The sequence below is a fragment of the Luteolibacter sp. genome, assembly GCF_039920825.1.
In the GTDB taxonomy this organism is placed as follows: Bacteria; Verrucomicrobiota; Verrucomicrobiia; order Verrucomicrobiales; family Akkermansiaceae; genus Luteolibacter.
On sequence record NZ_JBDSCX010000042.1, the window covers coordinates 222,493 to 238,218 of the forward strand.

Here is a 15,726-nt window from a genome sequence, read left to right on the forward strand (position 1 = left end):
TAACCCGCGCGGCGTTAGAAATGCCGCGCATTTTTCATTTCAAACTAAAAACCAAATCATGTCGATCAAAGTAGGAGTCATCGGAGCAGGCGGAATGTTGCAATACCACGCCGCGGGTTTCCGCCAGGCAGGAGCTGAAATCGTCGCCGTCGCCGATCCCGCGCCCGGCGCCGCCGCCCGCGCCACCGAGAAATGGGGGATCGCACAAGCTTACGAATCCGTCGATGCCATGCTCGCGGAATGCAAGGAACTCGACGCTGTCAGTATCATCGTTCCTAACAAATTTCACGCGCCACTCGCTCTTCAGTGCCTTAAGGCCGGTAAACACGTTTTCTGCGAGAAGCCACCCGCGCTCAAGGCTTCCGAGGTCGAGGAAATGATCGCTGCCGCTAATGCCGCGGGCAAGAAGCTGATGTTCAATTTCAACAACCGCGCCCGGCCCGAGTCGCAGGCGATGAAGTCCTATTGCGACGACGGCACTGTCGGCACCATCAATTCCGCCCAGGCGAAATGGATCCGCCGCACCGGCATTCCCGGCTTCGGCGGCTGGTTCACCACCAAGGAACTATCAGGTGGCGGACCGGTCATCGATCTGCTCCACATGATCGACCTTGCCCTTTATTTCATGGGTTATCCCGAGCCGGCCCACGTGCTCGCCAACACCTTCGACACCTTTATCACCGACAAGGGATTCAAAGGCCCGTGGGGCATTCCCGACCGCGCTGACGGCACCAACAACGTCGAAGCTGCGGCCCACGGCTTCGTTACCTTCAAGACCGGCCAGGTTCTAACACTCCAGGTTTCCTGGGCGGAAATGGTCAAACGCGAGGAAGTCTCCGTTGTCTTTCAAGGCACCAAGGCCGGTGGCAAGGTCGAGCGCCTCTTCGGTCGCGACGGACTGGATGAAACCGCCATCGACACCTGCGAACTCTACGTCCAGGAAAACGGCAACAGCGTGAACCGCACCATCGTCACACCTGCTTGCGAGGACATGGGCCGCAGCAATTCCGCCCGCAACTTCATCGAGGCGATCGAAGGAAAAGCCGAGCCGCTCAACACTCCCGACCAGGCGCTCAACCTGATGAAAATCATCGACGCGCTCTATCAGTCCGCTGCCACCGGCAAACCCGTTTCCATCTGATCTCTCAACTCTCAACCATCTACTCTCAACTTCTTCAATGAATCGCAAACTCCGCATGGGCATGGTCGGCGGCGGGCGCGGTGCCTTCATCGGCGCCGTCCATCGCATGGCCGCGAATCTCGATGGCAAAATCGAACTGGTCGCAGGCTGCTTCTCCTCGGACCCCGAGAAATCGAAACTCTCGGGTGAGGATTTCTTCCTCGATCCGTCACGCGTCTATTCGTCCTACGCCGGGATGGCGAAGGCGGAAGCTGCCTTGCCCGTTGGCGAGCGTATCGACTTCGTGACCATCGTCGCCCGCAACGATCTTCATTTTCCGGTAGCGAAGGCGTTCCTTGAAGCCGGCATTCACATCGTTTGTGAAAAACCGATGGCATTTTCTCTGGCAGAAGCGAAGGAGCTCAAAAAGATTGTCGATGCATCCGGTCTCGTTTTTGCCCTGACCCACAATTACACCGGCTATCCGATGGTGAAGGAGGCCCGCGCCATGGTAAAGTCCGGCAAACTCGGTCGCATCCTCAAGATCGTCGCCGAATACCCGCAAGGCTACGCCATCGGGGCGATCAAGGAACAGGCCGACGGCGCGATTTCCAACTGGCGCATGGATCCCAGCATCGCCGGGATTTCCAACTGCATGGGCGACATCGGTTCCCATGCGGAAAACCTCGCCCGCTACATCACCGGCCTCGAACTCGAACAGGTCGCCGCCGATCTCAATACTTTCATTCCGGGCCGCCCGTTGGACGATGACGGCAGCATGCTCGTCCGATACGAAGGTGGTGCCCGCGGCGTGCTCTTCGCCTCGCAGATTTCCACTGGCGACGAAAACAACCTGAACATCCGTGTTTACGGCACCGATGCTTCCATCGAGTGGCATCAGGAGCATCCGAACGAACTCATCGTGAAATTCGCCGACGCCCCGCGCCAGGTTTGGCGCCGCGGCAACAGCTACAACGGCCCTGAAGCTTCGAAAAACACGCGCCTGCCATTCGGCCATCCGGAAGCGTTCATTGAAGCTTTTGCCAACGTCTATCTCGCCGCCGGCGAAGCGATTTCCGACTACCTCGCAGGAACCTATCCGCGCGCCGAGGGTTACGATTTCCCGACGGTCGATGACGGCGTCGAAGGCATGGCCTTCATCGAAGCCGCCGTAGCCTCCTCCAAGGCAAACGCAGCTTGGAATCCTGTCCACGGTTCTTGAATTGGAGCGCGAAATTTATTTCGCGCGGATGATAGGGAGGGTGTGGCTTCGGCCTACCAACAGTGCAACCCTCCTCAGGGCTGGGCCCCCAGCCCCTTCACGATGGCCTCCACATTGTGGCGGTACATCGCGACGTAGCCAATGCCGCCGGTCCCATCCGCGATCAAGGGATCTCCAAGACGGATACCTGTGTCGTTCGTTAGAGTGCCGAGAATTTTCGGATTCGATTCTTTCTCCGGAAATATCGCGGCGACGTGGTTGGCTTTAAGGTCGGCAATCAACGCTGCTAGCTCCGCCGGATCGGGCATTTGCTCACGGTTCAATCCTTGCACAGGGTGGGGGACGAATCCGAAATCCTTGCAGAAGTAATTGAACGCGGCATGAGCCGTCGCGAGGTGGCGTTTGTCCCGTGGGATTTTCGAAATCTCCCGCCGGGTCCAACGTTCCAACTCGTCCAGTTGGTTCCTGTAGGTCGCCGCATTCTGCCGGAAGAGTGCGGCGTTTTCGGGCGATTCCACGATCATCGCTTCGGTGACGATTCCAGTCGCCCGCCGGAACAAATCAATCGAGTGCCACCAATGCGGATCGATTTCATGTCCGTGGCCGTCGTCATCATGAGAACCTTCGAGGACCGGCAATGTCGCTCCGACTTCGACCAGGCGGGCCTTGCCGGAAATGATCGCCTTCAGCTTGGGCATATAGCCTTCCAGCCCCATTCCCGTGACCAGATAGATCGACGCGCCTTCCGCTTTCCTGAGATCTTCCGGCTTCGCCTCGAAATGGTGGGGATCGCCGTTAGGTCCTATCAGATCGACCACCTCCACCTTGTCGCCTCCCACCTGCCGCGCGAGATCCCCAAGCAAGGGGTGGAGCACGGCGATTTTCAGGTCCGCTGCGGTAAGCGGGAGCAGTCCCAGCAGGGCGATTGCGAAAATCAAACGAAGCATGGCGGCAACGTGTCCGGAATCGACGGATATGCAAGTGGATTGCGTTTAGCGGAAAATCGCCATTACCGGACGATGGTCAGACGCCGCATTCCACTCGTCATCATCGATGATTTTCGCTTCGGGGAAATTCACCTCCTTGCGCAGGGCCTTGGCGACCATGATGAAATCGATCCGCGAATAGATGTCGTTAAGCGCCCAGTAGTGGGTCCATGCTTCCTGATGCGCATCCTTCGCCGGAATCGCGGTCAGGTAAGTCAGATCGTTGTATTTTCCGGTGATCAACTTGAGCGGGTTGGTCGCGCGGGTGTCGTTGAAATCTCCGTACACGATCAGTCGCGCCTCGGCATCTGCCTTGAAAATGGAATCCACGTGGCGGCGCAGCAAGCGGGCCTCGCTCATGCGGATGGCTTCCTCATCGCCTTGCTCGCTGTCGCGCTTCGATTTCAAATGCACTCCGACGAAGCGGTAGGATTTTCCACGTGCTTCGATGGTGGCGTCCAGAATTCCCCGGTTGATGCCATAAGTTTGTCCGGCAAGCTGATATTCGGTTTCCGCCGGTTTGGCCGTCGAAGTGATTGGAAACCGCGACAGAAATCCGAGGTGACGGGTGGGATCCGAGCCACCCGTGTAATGGGAGTTCGGCAAATCGAGACCGGCAGTCTTGAGATTTTCTTGGATTTCAGCCAAATCGGCCGCTGTGCCGATTTCGCAAATTCCAATCACGTCTGGATGCTGTCTGACAAGGATACGGATGACCGCCTGCTTTTCGCTGTCCGGCTTGGGAGCGCCTTTCACCGTCTTTTTCTTCACATAGCGATCCATGGTCAGCCAGTTCTCGACGTTGTAGGAAATGAATCGCAGGCCGGATTCCGTCGGGCTCGCCGCCGGAGATTGCGAGGGCTCAGTGGCGGCCTTGGTTTCGGCGGGAACCGATGGCTTGGGCGGCTCGACTTCCTTTGGTAAGGGAGCGGGAGTCGAAACGGTCGTCGCTGGCGTCGCACCTCCCGGCGTATCCCAATCTGGGGTGCCCTTCTTGTTGCAGGCAGAACTGGCGAGTATGGCAAATCCACAAAAAACAGCCCCAAGAAATCTTGGGGCTGGATTGATCAAAGCTACGAATTTCCCGCGGAAACTCATGGAGATTACGACTCGCGCGGCTCTTTGCCCGGGACTTCCTTCACGCGGGTTTCAGTTTCGGCACGGGTGATTTCGCTTTCGAATTCTTCGCGTGCTTTTTTGAATTCTCCCATGCTTTTCCCGAGGCCACGGGCGAGTTCAGGCAGTTTCTTCGCTCCGAAGAGCAACAGGATCACGATGAAAATCATGACCATTTCCGGCATTCCAATAGGTCCCATAGTGGTTGTGGTTGTTGTTGTCGAAAGGGTAGCGCCGCAAAACCCGCTTGCAATTCATTTACCGCATTCCGGACGACGATTATTTTAATACGGCTATGGAATCCCGCTCATTTACAGACCGGGCAGGAGTTCAGCGAGGTGAAGAAATCATTGCCCTTGTTGTCCACGAGAATGAACGCGGGGAAATTTTCCACGGTGATTTTCCATACCGCTTCCATGCCGAGTTCTGGGAAATCGACGACTTCCTGCGACCGGATGTGGTCTTGGGCGAGTAGCGCCGCTGGTCCGCCGGCCGAGCCGAGGTAGAATCCACCGTGCTTTTGGCAGGCGTCGGTGACTTGCTTCGAGCGGTTGCCCTTGGCCAGCATGACCATTGACCCGCCGTTTGACTGGAAGAGATCGACGTAGCCGTCCATGCGCCCGGCGGTGGTCGGGCCGAATGAACCGGACGGCAGACCCGCAGGCGTCTTGGCCGGGCCAGCGTAGTAAACGGGATATTTTCTGAAGTATTCTGGTAGTTCGCCGGTGTCGTCGAGGATCTCCTTGAGCTTCGCATGGGCGATGTCCCGGGCGACGATGATGGTTCCTGTTAGGGCGAGAGCGGTGGTGACCGGATATTTGGAAAGGGTTTTCAGCGTTTCCTCCATGCCAAGATCGAGATCGATCGGCACGCCTTTGAATTTCCAATCGCGGAATTTTTCAGGGATGAAACGGCCGGGATTTTTTTCTAACTTTTCGAGGAAGATACCATCCTTGGTGATCTTTGCTTTTGCCTGCCGATCCGCCGAACAGGAAACGCCGATGCCAACCGGACAGGAAGCACCGTGACGGGGCAACCGGATGACGCGGACATCCAGTGCGAAATATTTGCCACCAAACTGCGCGCCGATGCCGATTTCACGGGCAATCGCGAGTAACTCCTTCTCCAGCTCGACGTCACGGAACGCCTGACCGTGCTCGTTTCCTGAAGTGGGAAGATCGTCGTAATAACGGGTGGATGCCATTTTCACCGTCTTGAGGCAGGTCTCCGCCGAGGTCCCGCCGATGACGAACGCGAGGTGATAGGGAGGGCATGCCGCCGTGCCGAGCGATGCCATTTTCTCCTGACAGAATTCCTTGAGACGCTTGGGATTGAGCAGGGCCTTGGTTTCCTGATAGAGAAATGTCTTGTTTGCCGAACCGCCGCCCTTGCTGACGAAGAGGAATTTGTAGGCGTCGCCTTCGGTGGCGTAGAGGTCGATCTGCGCGGGAAGGTTGGTCTTGGTGTTGACCTCGTCATACATCGTCAGCGGCGCGGTCTGCGAGTAGCGGAGGTTTTCCTTCGTGTATGTCTGATAGATCCCCTTCGAAAGAAATTCGGCGTCGTCGCAACCGGTCCAGACTTGTTGGCCTTTTTTTCCGATGACCGTCGCGGTGCCGGTATCCTGGCAAAACGGAAGGATGCCATGCGAGGCGATTTCCGCATTTTTCAAAAGCATCAACGCGACCATGCGGTCGTTTTCCGAAGCTTCGGGATCGTCAAGAATCGCTGCGACCTGCGCGAGGTGCGAGGCGCGGAGGGTGAAATTGATACCCTTGATCGCCTCCGCCGCCAACAAAGTGAGGGCTTCAGGAGCGATTTTCAAAACCGGTTTCCCCTCGAATTCCGAGACCGAGACATGCTCGGAGCTGATCTGCTCATACTCCGTCGTGTCGGGGCCGAGCGGAAACGGATCTTGGTAGAAAAATGGTTTGTCGGACATGGCTTGCGGCTTTTTCTAGGCGCATTGCCATGTCCGTGCAAATGCTTTCCCGCTAAGTGAGATAGGCGACTCCGAGCTCTTTCGCGATCTCGTTGAGCCGGATGTCGAAGGTCCACAGCGGAACCTGTCCAAGGATCGCGGAAGCGAGAATCCGCGCGTCGTTCCACTGGATGCCACGCCCCCAAAGGCGGCGGGATTCCACCATTTGCCGGGTTTCGGCAAAGGTGGCGATCGGCGGGCGGTTCAATTTCGCGAGATCGAAAAGCGTCTGTTGGCGGTCCTTCAACATTCCCATCGAAAGTTCACCGACAACTATCGGGTGACACCACACTTCTCCATCCACCAGCATGTCCACAAGCAGGGGATTCCGCTGGCGGAAATGTCTCACCCACACGCAACTATCAACGAGCACCGGATTCATTTGGAGTCCTCTGCGACCTTGTATCCGGGAGTGGGCGAATCCGAAAAATAGCTGACCCGCGCGTCTCTGGGCGAGAGATCAAGATCCGGCATGGTGCCACCCAGCGCGGCCAATCTGCGGGCAGCCATTCTCTTGACATAGGCGTCCAAAACGAAATTCAGCAGCTTGGACTTTTCGTCGATCCCGCTGAAGTCCGCGGCAGAGGCGAGTAAATCGTCATCTAAAGTCACCGTGGTTCTCATGCATCAAATGATGCATATTTTGATGCATATTTCAAGAATTTTTCCGAAATCACAATGATTTTGCCCTCTGCAAAGCTTGCCCGATATCGCAGGGAAGAGTAAACCCGCGCCGTCATGGCCAAGAAACCTGTAGTGCTCATCATTCGCGACGGCTGGGGTGTGAATCCCGGCGGAGAAAAAACCGCAGTTAAGGACGGAAACGCGACCTTGCTGGCGAAAACTCCCTTTCACCAGGTGATGTTTGAGAAATACCCGAAAGGCCACCTCAGCGCCTCCGGGCTCGATGTCGGTCTTCCTCCCGGGCAGATGGGAAATTCCGAAGTCGGCCACCTCAATCTGGGGGCGGGCCGCATCGTTTACCAGGACCTCACCCGCATCAACAAGGCGATCGAAGAAGGAACACTGGAAGGAAATCCGGTATTCGCGGAAGCAATGACGAAGGCGAAATCCAGCCGCCTGCATTTCATCGGCCTCGTTTCCGACGGCGGCGTCCATAGCCATCAGGACCAGCTCATTGCCATGGTGCAACTCGCCAAAAAAGCAGGCGTGACCGACATTTTCATCCACGCCATCACCGACGGCCGTGACACATCTCCGACCGGTGGCCAAGGCTATCTCGCGAAGGTGGAGGACGAGGCCGCCAAGTGCGGCGCTCACGTCGCCACCGTCATCGGCCGCTATTTCGCGATGGACCGCGACAAGCGCTGGGACCGTGTGAAGCTGGCATGGGATGCCATCGTGTTAGGAAAAGGCGAGAAGCGCGATGTGCTGGCGAGCGAGGCCGTCGCCGACTACTATCGGTTGGACAAGACCGACGAGTTCATGCCGCCGATGATCTTCACCGCAGCCGACACCCAGCGCGTCCGCGACGGAGATGTCGTCCTGTTTTTCAATTTCCGCTCCGACCGCGCCCGCGAACTTTCCGAAGCGTTTCTCTATCCGGACTTCGACGGCTTCGACCGCGAGGTCACTCCGAAGATCCATTTCGTCACGCTCACGCAGTACGACGAGAAATACGGCTGCCCTGAAATTTTCTCCGCCCAGACGCTCGACAAGGTGCTCGGCCAAGTCGTTTCCGACGCCGGCATGACCCAGATGCGCATCGCGGAAACCGAGAAATATCCGCACGTCACCTACTTCTTCAACGGCGGCGAGGAAGTCGCCTATCAAGGCGAGGACCGTTTCATCATCCCATCGCCCAAGGATGTACCGACCTATGATTTCAAGCCGGAAATGAGCGCCGGACAAGTGACCTCCACCGTTCTCGCCAAGCTCAAGGACTACGACATGGTCATCCTCAACTTCGCCAATCCCGACATGGTCGGCCACACCGGCGTTGTCGAAGCCGCGGTGAAAGCCTGTGAGGTCATCGATGCCGACGTGAAGGCCATCGCCGAGGAAACCCTGCGTCTCGGCGGCAAGCTCCTCATCACCGCCGATCACGGAAATTGTGAATTCATGCGCAATGCCGACGGCTCGCCTAACACCGCGCACACCACCAATCTCGTCCACATCTTTTACGTCGCCAAGGATGCCGCGGACTACACCGTCCGTGACGGCATCCTCGCCGATGTCGCGCCGACGCTGTTGGAAATGCTCGGAGTGGCTCAGCCCAAGCAAATGACTGGCAAAAGCCTGCTCGTCGCGAAGGCGAAAAAGACCGCCAAGCCTGCGGCGAAGGCGGCTAAGAAAACCGCTGCCAAGCCCGCACCGAAAGCCGTCGTTAAATCGGAAATCGCTCCTATAGCGAAGAAGAAATCGAGGGTGAAGAAGAGCAAGGGCAGCGCCAAAAAGTGGTCTCGCTGAGAACGGGGTAGGGAGCCACGACACTTCTGTCGTGGCGGCGAATGGGTTTCCTTGTGTAGCGCGAAGCTCTTCACAAGGTCTTTCCATTCTGAGTCATGTTTGAGCTATCAAGATTTTTTAAACTTGGCCGGGCTATACATGCAACCCTCCACTTTGACGTAATAACAGCAACCGCAGGCCGTTCAAGCAAACTAGCACCGTGCTGCCTTCATGGCCGACGACGCCTAACGGCAGGGGGAGTGAGAAACCGAGCGCGGAGATGATCAGCACGAGGATGACGGCGCTGGCGAAGATGAGGTTCTGAAGCAGCACCCGCTTTGCCCGGCGCGCGTGGTTGAGGAGAAGCGGAATATTTTCCAATCGGTCGCCCATGAGCACGATGTCGGCGGTTTCCATCGCAACGTCGGTGCCAGCCGCGCCCATGGCCACGCCGATGTCCGAGATGGCGAGGGCGGGGGCGTCGTTCACGCCGTCGCCGATCATCATGACGGTGCCTTCCTTTTTCAACTCGCGGATGACGTTGAGTTTGTCCTCGGGAAGGAGTTCGGCGTGAACTTCATCGACCTTGGCTTCTTTCGCGATGGCTTCGGCGACGAATCGCTGGTCGCCGGTGAGCATGACGACTTTTCTAACACCGAGGCGGTGCAGCTCTTCGGCGAGTTGTCGCGCGGCGGGGCGGATGGTGTCGGCCATGACGAGCAAAGCCTGAGCCGTGACGTTGTCGCCCTCGCGGATGCCGAGCCAGACGCAGGTTTTTCCCATCGCCTGCAAGGGTTGGGAAATTTCAGCGAGCGAAGTGGCTCCCGAGGCATTCAGTTCACGGAAGAGGCGCTCGCTGCCGACGAGATAGCGGATGGATTCGATGGTGGCCTCCGCGCCTTTGCCGGTGGTGGATTGGAAATCGGTGGCTTCGGGCAGGGTGATGTTGAGATCGGCCGCGCTTTTGACGATGGCGTGGGCCAGAGGATGCTCGGACTTTGCTTCGAGCGCGGCGGCGGCACGGAGCAGGCTGATCGCGGATGCGGGGAGGGGGCTTCCGATTTCGTGGATTCCGCCCGCGGTGACGATTTCCGTTAGTGAAGGCTTGCCGACGGTGAGCGTGCCGGTCTTGTCGATGGCGACGATGTCAATCTTCGCCGCGCGTTCGAGGTGCGAGCCGCCTTTGATCAGGATTCCGCGGCGAGCGGCGCCGCCGATGGCGGAGAGGACGGTGGCGGGAGTGCTGATGACCAGCGCGCACGGCGAGGCAACCACCATGATGGTCATGGCGCGGTAGAACGAGTGGGCAAACGAATCACCTGATAGAAATGGAATGAGAAATACGAGAAACGTGAACCCTATGACGCCCATTGCGTAGTATTGCTCGGCCTTTTCGAGAAAGCGCTGGGTGTTGGATTTCTCCGCCTGTGCCTCTGCGACGAGCTTGACCATCCGCGACAGGGCGGAGTCTTCGGTGCGCTTGGTCACGGTGAGCTCGATGCCGCCGCTTTGGTTGAGCGTGCCGGCGAAGAGCGTGCTGCCGAGGGCTTTCGAAACGGGCATCGACTCGCCTGTTAGCGACGACTCGTCCACATTGGTGCTGCCTTCTGAAATCACGCCGTCCACCGGAATCTGCTCGCCGGGACGGACAATGACGATGTCGCCGATTTCCAAACTCTCGACCGGCACTTTTTCCGTCCCGCCATCCCGTTTCACCAGCGCTTCGCTGGGCCGCAGTGTGAGCAGCGATTCGATGGCCTTCTGCGTGCGTTCCATCGCATGCCGTTGAAGCACATTGGAGAAACTGAAGAGGAAAAGCAGCAGTGCTCCTTCAAACGGTGCTCCGATGATCGCGGCTCCGAGTGCTGCGAGAACCATCAGCACGTCCACGTCGAGCACCCGTTCGCGGAGAGAGGCGATGGCGGATCGCACACCTTGTTGTCCGGCGAAAACATAAGCGCCCACATAGAGCGCGTGGGTGGCAATGCCGATACCTGCTGTTTTTTCGACGACCAGCGCGACTATCAGAAAAATCAATCCGAGCCCGCAGGAAATCTCCTCGTTGAGTTCTCCCGCTCCGATTTTTTGTCCAAACGTAAGACGACTGGCTTGTTGTTTGGTTTCGAGCGGCCGGATATCCGCTCCACTAGTCCGCAGTTGATCGAAGACGGCGGATTCCTGGGAAACACCGGAATCGAAGGTCACGGAAAGAACTTTGCCCAAATAGGTGGCGGATGCGCGGCGGACGCCCGGGATCTTTTCCACCTTCTTCTCCAGCTTCAACGCGCAGGCCTCGCACGCACTGCCTTCCAGTCGGAAAATGGATTTTTGCAAAACCGCGGCGACCTGGTCAGTGTGCTCCTTCACCAACTCGCGGACGTCGCTCTCGGTCAGGCGGTTTGGATCGAAATCGATTTCCAAGCTGGCGTGCACCAAATCCGGCCTGACCCTGACAATGCCCGTGTGGTCGGTGAGTTCGTGGCCGATTCCATCGGGTGCTCCGTTTTTCATCATGATTCGCCCGACGATACACAGTGTGGAAGCCGGTCCGCAACGTTTAGTATGAATTCCTACCGTCCGGTTACCGATCCGCGCTTGCACTACAAGGGGAAGATCACGTGTATTCGGTCACCATGGATATATTACTGGTGGAAGACGAGCCCCAACTCGCGGAGCAGGTGAACCGGGCGCTCGTGCGGGCGGGGCATGTTGTTAGCAGGGCGGCGGACGGACCATCGGCTGTGAATGAGGTGGTCAACTCCAGGTTCGATCTGGTTTTGCTGGATGTGAATCTCCCCGGTTTCGACGGCTTCGAAGTCCTGGCGCGCATTCGTGCCGCTCGGCTGCCGGTTCGGATCATGATGCTGACCGCGCGTTCGGAGGTGGGGGACCGGGTCGCCGGTTTGAAAGGAGGGGCGGACGATTATCTGACGAAGCCGTTCGCGATGGAAGAGCTGCTGGCGCGGATCGATGTGTTAGGCAGAAGGAGTGCGGCCCCTGAATCCGACACGGTTTTTCAAGTCGGTGACGTGTGCATGGACATGGGCAAGCGCAAGGTCAGCCGGGGTGGTGAGAAAATCGAACTCTCGCCGCGTGAGTTCGAGGTGCTGCACGTTTTCATGAAGGAGCCGGGGCGGGCGTTTTCCCGCGATGAGATCTGCGAACGGATCTGGGAGCGCGAGCACGAGTATGACACCCGGACGGTGGAGATCTTCATCATGCGGCTCCGAAAGAAACTCGATCGCGCCGGACTGGAGTCCGTGATCCGGACGATTCGCAGTGTGGGATACATGATGAAACCCGCGCCATGAGACGCTGGTCGCTCAAGGTGAAGGTTGGCGTGTATGCGGCGCTGCTGACGATGGCGGCATTGATCGCCGGGGCCGCGGTGATGATGTTGACGCTCTATTTCTATCAACTTTCAGAGCTCGACGAGGAGCTGCACGGAGACGCCAGCGAACTGGTGTGGGATTTGAAAAATTTTCGCGACGGGCCGAATGATCCGCGGGAACTGTTGAGCGTAAAATTCATCCCGGTGGACATGCGCGAGGACTATCTGGTGATCGAGGGGCCCGAGGGACAGATTCTCTATCAGTCATCGAATCTCAAGGGCGCGTTGCTGGGCGGCGCACTGGGCCGGACACAAACGATCAAGGTTGCGGGCCACTCGGCACGCGTCGGCGCTTGGCGTGTGGATCCTTATGTCGTGCGGATCGGTGCCCGGCTGAATGTGATCCAGCGATTTCTGAAGGATCTGGGAATCGGTTTCGCTACGGCGCTTCCGGCGGTGGGTCTGGTGGTGTTTTTCGGAGGTCTGTGGCTCGGCAGACGCGCGGTTTCACCGGTGGCGAAACTCAGCGCCGCCGCCGAGAGGATCAGTGCGAACAATCCGATGGAACGCCTGCCGCAACCGGCGGCGAGGGATGAAATCGCCAAACTGACCGAAGTGTTGAACCGAAGTTTCGACCGGCTTCAGGACTCCTATGAAATCGCAACGCGCTTCTCGGCGGACGCGTCGCACCAATTGAAAACCCCGGTGGCGATCCTCCGCGCCGGACTGGATCATCTCTCCCGCGCAACGGATTTGAGCGAAGCCCAGTCCGCTGAGGTTTCGATGCTGAGGCAGCAGACGCGGCGCCTGACATCTCTCATCGAAGACCTGCTGCTGTTAGCCCAGGCCGATGCGGGGCGGATGTTTCTGGAAAAGGAGGACCTGGATTTGAAGATCCTGATCCAGGCCGCCAGTGATGATCTCCAGGCTCTGGTGGAAGGTAAGGAAATCACGGTGGAGGAAGATCTGCCGGATTCGCTGCCGGTGAATGTGGACCGCCGGTTGGTGTCGATGGTTCTACAGAATCTGGTGGAAAACGCGGCGAAATACACGTCTCCTGGCGGCATTGTCCGCATCGCGGGATTTCAGGAGCCGGAGTGGCTGGTCGTCAGGATTTCCAACACGGGCAAGGATATCCCGGAGGAAGACCGCGAGCATATCTTCGAGCGTTTCCGGCGGGGATCTTCGGTCGGCGGGGACGTCCGGGGCTATGGCCTGGGACTGAACATCGCGAAGGAATTGCTCCGCGCCCACGGCGGCGAGCTGCGGTTGAATGATTCCGAAGCCGGATGGATTGAATTCGAGTTCCGCCTGCCTGTCGGTTAGGACACGGGGACTTTGGCGCGGATCTTCGCCGCGAGATCGTGGAATGCAGCGGAGACCTTGCTTTGGGCCGGAGAGACGAGGGCGACCGGAGCCCCGCTGTCGCCGCGTTCGCGGGTTTCGATGTTGATGGGGATTTGCCCTAACAACGGGACGTTCATGTACTCCGCCTCACGGACGCCGCCTTCTTTGCCGAAGATGAAATATTTTTTCCCGTCGTCACCTTCGAACCACGCCATGTTCTCGATCAGGCCGAGGATGGGGACGTTGACTTTGGCAAACATGGAAACCGCCTTGCGTGCGTCGATGAGCGCGACTTCCTGCGGTGTGGTGACGATGATGGTGCCATCGACAGTGACAGTCTGGACGATGGTGAGTTGGATGTCGCCGGTGCCGGGCGGCAGGTCTAACACAAGGTAGTCGAGATCTCCCCAAGCGACCTGCCGGAGAAATTGCTGGGTGTAGCGCGTAGCCATCGGACCACGAACGATGACGGGCGAGCGGTCGTCCAGCAGGAAGCCCATCGACATGAGCTTCAGCCCGTGGGCTTCGAGCGGGATGATTTCATCGTGCTCGTTGGCCATCGGTTTTTCATCGATACCGAACATCTGGGCGACGGAAGGTCCATAGAGATCGCAATCGCAGAGGCCGACCTTCGCTCCGGTGGCGGCGAGGGCGACGGCGAGATTCGAGGCGACCGTGGATTTTCCGACGCCGCCTTTTCCGGAAGCCACCGCGATGATGCGCTTCACGCCGGGAATGGAGGATTTTCCAACAGATCCGCCGACGCCCGCCGCAGCTGGTGCGTCCTTGATTTCAATCTCCACTTTCACAGTGCCGATGTCCGGCAGGGGATCGAGGATCGCGTGGCAGTCCTGGAAAATTTTCTCGGGAATTTTCGGATCGCGGGTAGCGACTTCGATATGGACGGTGACAAGACCGGGCTCGCATTTGACGTCCTTGACGAGGCCGAAGGAAATGATGTCCCGGGAGAAACCGGGGTAACGGACTTGGCGGAGGGCTTCGCGGATGAAATCTGGACTCATGGGCGGCGGGATTCTCTTCCGATCCGTGGACGGTGCAACGCGTTTGTGCGGATTGGCATCAACTTGGTAACGATTCAATGGGAAACCCATGGCCGGGATTGACTCCCCCGAGAATCCACCGGAATACTCCCGCCTCCCGAACGCTTATCGAATCATGGAAAACGTCATCATCATCGGCACCGGCTGCGCAGGATACACCGCGGCCATCTACACTGCCCGCGCCAATCTCACGCCGCTTCTCCTGTCCGGCACCCAGCCTGGGGGCCAGCTCACCACCACCACCGAAGTGGAAAATTTCCCTGGCCATCCCGATGGAATAATGGGTCCCGAATTGATGATGAAAATGCAGGCGCAGGCCGAGAAATTTGGTGCGCGCATCGCTTGGGCGAGCGTCGAATCGGTTGAGCGCCGCGAGGATGGAACCTTTTTGCTGAAAGCCGGATCGGAATCCTTCGAAGCGAAAACGGTGATCATCGCGACTGGTGCCGCGCCACGGCATCTTGGCATCGACAAGGAAAAGGAACTCATCGGCCATGGCCTGACTTCCTGTGCGACCTGCGATGGAGCATTCTATCGCGATGTTCCTGTCTGCGTGATCGGCGGCGGTGACAGTGCGGCGGAAGAAGCCGGCTTTCTCACTCGTTTCGCCAGCAAGGTCTATCTAATTCACCGCCGCCACGAATTGCGCGCTTCGAAAATCATGGCTGACCGCGCCCTCGGCAATCCGAAGATCGAGCCGATCTGGAATTCCACCGTCTGCGAATACATTACCGACGAAAAAGGAGAAATGCGCGCTGTCATGCTCGAAAACCTCGTCACCGGCGAGAAAAACGAACTTGCGGTCGCCTGTGTGTTCGTCGCCATCGGCCACGTTCCAAACAGCGCCTTTCTCGGGGATTTGGTAGATATGGACGAAAACGGCTACATCCTCCAAAATCCGGGCCGCACGGCCACCAAGACCCCGGGACTCTTCGCCGCCGGCGATGTCGCGGACCACTACTATCGCCAAGCCATCACGGCCGCCGGCCAGGGCTGTGCGGCGGCACTCGAAGCCGAGCGCTATCTGAGCGACAGCGAGCACGCGTCGAACCATCCTGCCGTTTGATGAGCCGGACGGAATGATGACTCACTTGCCCGGCTTTTCTAATTGTCATTAAATTTTACTGACAGTTAAGAAAAGTGAATCTATCGT

14 protein-coding genes are annotated in these 15,726 nt (G+C 58.2%); 6 read left to right on the plus strand and 8 right to left on the minus strand.

What is annotated here, in order from left to right:
* The first annotated feature begins 58 nt into the window (after window positions 1-58).
* Together ABIQ96_RS13395 and ABIQ96_RS13400 are read left to right on the plus strand one after the other, a co-directional pair.
* Window positions 59-1,141 (plus strand): Gfo/Idh/MocA family oxidoreductase, encoded by a 1,083-nt coding sequence (locus ABIQ96_RS13395; RefSeq protein WP_348215108.1) that lies wholly within the window; start codon window positions 59-61, stop codon window positions 1,139-1,141.
* A 37-nt stretch (window positions 1,142-1,178) separates the two neighbouring features.
* Window positions 1,179-2,342 (plus strand): Gfo/Idh/MocA family oxidoreductase, encoded by a 1,164-nt coding sequence (locus tag ABIQ96_RS13400; protein ID WP_348215109.1) that lies wholly within the window; start codon window positions 1,179-1,181, stop codon window positions 2,340-2,342.
* A gap of 74 nt (window positions 2,343-2,416) precedes the next feature.
* On the opposite strand, the gene ABIQ96_RS13405 is transcribed toward ABIQ96_RS13400, so the two are convergent.
* The 6 genes from ABIQ96_RS13405 to ABIQ96_RS13430 form a co-directional block, all read right to left on the minus strand.
* Window positions 2,417-3,289: a metal ABC transporter substrate-binding protein gene (locus tag ABIQ96_RS13405; protein WP_348215110.1), complete on the minus strand. Its 873-nt coding sequence runs from the start codon at window positions 3,287-3,289 to the stop codon at window positions 2,417-2,419.
* Window positions 3,290-3,334: 45 nt separating this feature from the next.
* The gene (locus ABIQ96_RS13410; RefSeq protein ID WP_348215111.1) at window positions 3,335-4,426 is read right to left on the minus strand and encodes an endonuclease/exonuclease/phosphatase family protein; all 1,092 of its coding nucleotides are present in this window, start codon (window positions 4,424-4,426) and stop codon (window positions 3,335-3,337) included.
* A gap of 5 nt (window positions 4,427-4,431) precedes the next feature.
* Window positions 4,432-4,644 (minus strand): twin-arginine translocase TatA/TatE family subunit, encoded by a 213-nt coding sequence (locus ABIQ96_RS13415; RefSeq protein WP_348215112.1) that lies wholly within the window; start codon window positions 4,642-4,644, stop codon window positions 4,432-4,434.
* Window positions 4,645-4,751: 107 nt separating this feature from the next.
* Window positions 4,752-6,386, minus strand: a complete 1,635-nt coding sequence (locus ABIQ96_RS13420; RefSeq protein WP_348215113.1) for a fumarate hydratase — start codon at window positions 6,384-6,386, stop codon at window positions 4,752-4,754.
* Between the two features lie 52 nt (window positions 6,387-6,438).
* The gene (locus ABIQ96_RS13425) at window positions 6,439-6,807 is read right to left on the minus strand and encodes a PIN domain-containing protein (protein WP_348215114.1); all 369 of its coding nucleotides are present in this window, start codon (window positions 6,805-6,807) and stop codon (window positions 6,439-6,441) included.
* A complete protein-coding gene (locus ABIQ96_RS13430) occupies window positions 6,804-7,049 on the minus strand; it encodes a type II toxin-antitoxin system VapB family antitoxin (RefSeq protein WP_348215115.1) in 246 nt (81 codons plus the stop codon). Before ABIQ96_RS13430 ends, ABIQ96_RS13425 begins: the two co-directional genes overlap by 4 nt.
* A gap of 114 nt (window positions 7,050-7,163) precedes the next feature.
* On the opposite strand from ABIQ96_RS13430, the gene gpmI reads away from it, so the two are divergent.
* On the plus strand, window positions 7,164-8,855 hold the full coding sequence (gene gpmI, locus ABIQ96_RS13435) for a 2,3-bisphosphoglycerate-independent phosphoglycerate mutase (RefSeq protein ID WP_348215116.1): 1,692 nt from the start codon (window positions 7,164-7,166) through the stop codon (window positions 8,853-8,855).
* Window positions 8,856-8,987: 132 nt separating this feature from the next.
* Here the strand turns inward: gpmI and ABIQ96_RS13440 are convergent, their stop codons facing one another.
* On the minus strand, window positions 8,988-11,348 hold the full coding sequence (locus tag ABIQ96_RS13440) for a heavy metal translocating P-type ATPase (protein WP_348215117.1): 2,361 nt from the start codon (window positions 11,346-11,348) through the stop codon (window positions 8,988-8,990).
* Window positions 11,349-11,467: 119 nt separating this feature from the next.
* On the opposite strand from ABIQ96_RS13440, the gene ABIQ96_RS13445 reads away from it, so the two are divergent.
* Both ABIQ96_RS13445 and ABIQ96_RS13450 read left to right on the plus strand, forming a co-directional pair.
* Window positions 11,468-12,145, plus strand: coding sequence for a response regulator transcription factor (locus tag ABIQ96_RS13445; protein WP_348215118.1), 678 nt, complete (start codon window positions 11,468-11,470; stop codon window positions 12,143-12,145).
* A complete protein-coding gene (locus tag ABIQ96_RS13450) occupies window positions 12,142-13,491 on the plus strand; it encodes a HAMP domain-containing sensor histidine kinase (protein ID WP_348215119.1) in 1,350 nt (449 codons plus the stop codon). The genes ABIQ96_RS13445 and ABIQ96_RS13450 overlap by 4 nt, the downstream gene beginning before the upstream one ends.
* Here ABIQ96_RS13450 and ABIQ96_RS13455 read toward each other — a convergent pair.
* Window positions 13,488-14,534, minus strand: a complete 1,047-nt coding sequence (locus ABIQ96_RS13455) for an Mrp/NBP35 family ATP-binding protein (protein ID WP_348215120.1) — start codon at window positions 14,532-14,534, stop codon at window positions 13,488-13,490. The two genes, ABIQ96_RS13450 and ABIQ96_RS13455, sit on opposite strands and share 4 nt — an antisense overlap.
* Before the next feature lie 154 nt (window positions 14,535-14,688).
* Between ABIQ96_RS13455 and trxB the strand changes: the two genes are divergently transcribed.
* Window positions 14,689-15,639, plus strand: a complete 951-nt coding sequence (gene trxB / locus ABIQ96_RS13460) for a thioredoxin-disulfide reductase (RefSeq protein WP_348215230.1) — start codon at window positions 14,689-14,691, stop codon at window positions 15,637-15,639.
* Window positions 15,640-15,726 lie beyond the last annotated feature (87 nt).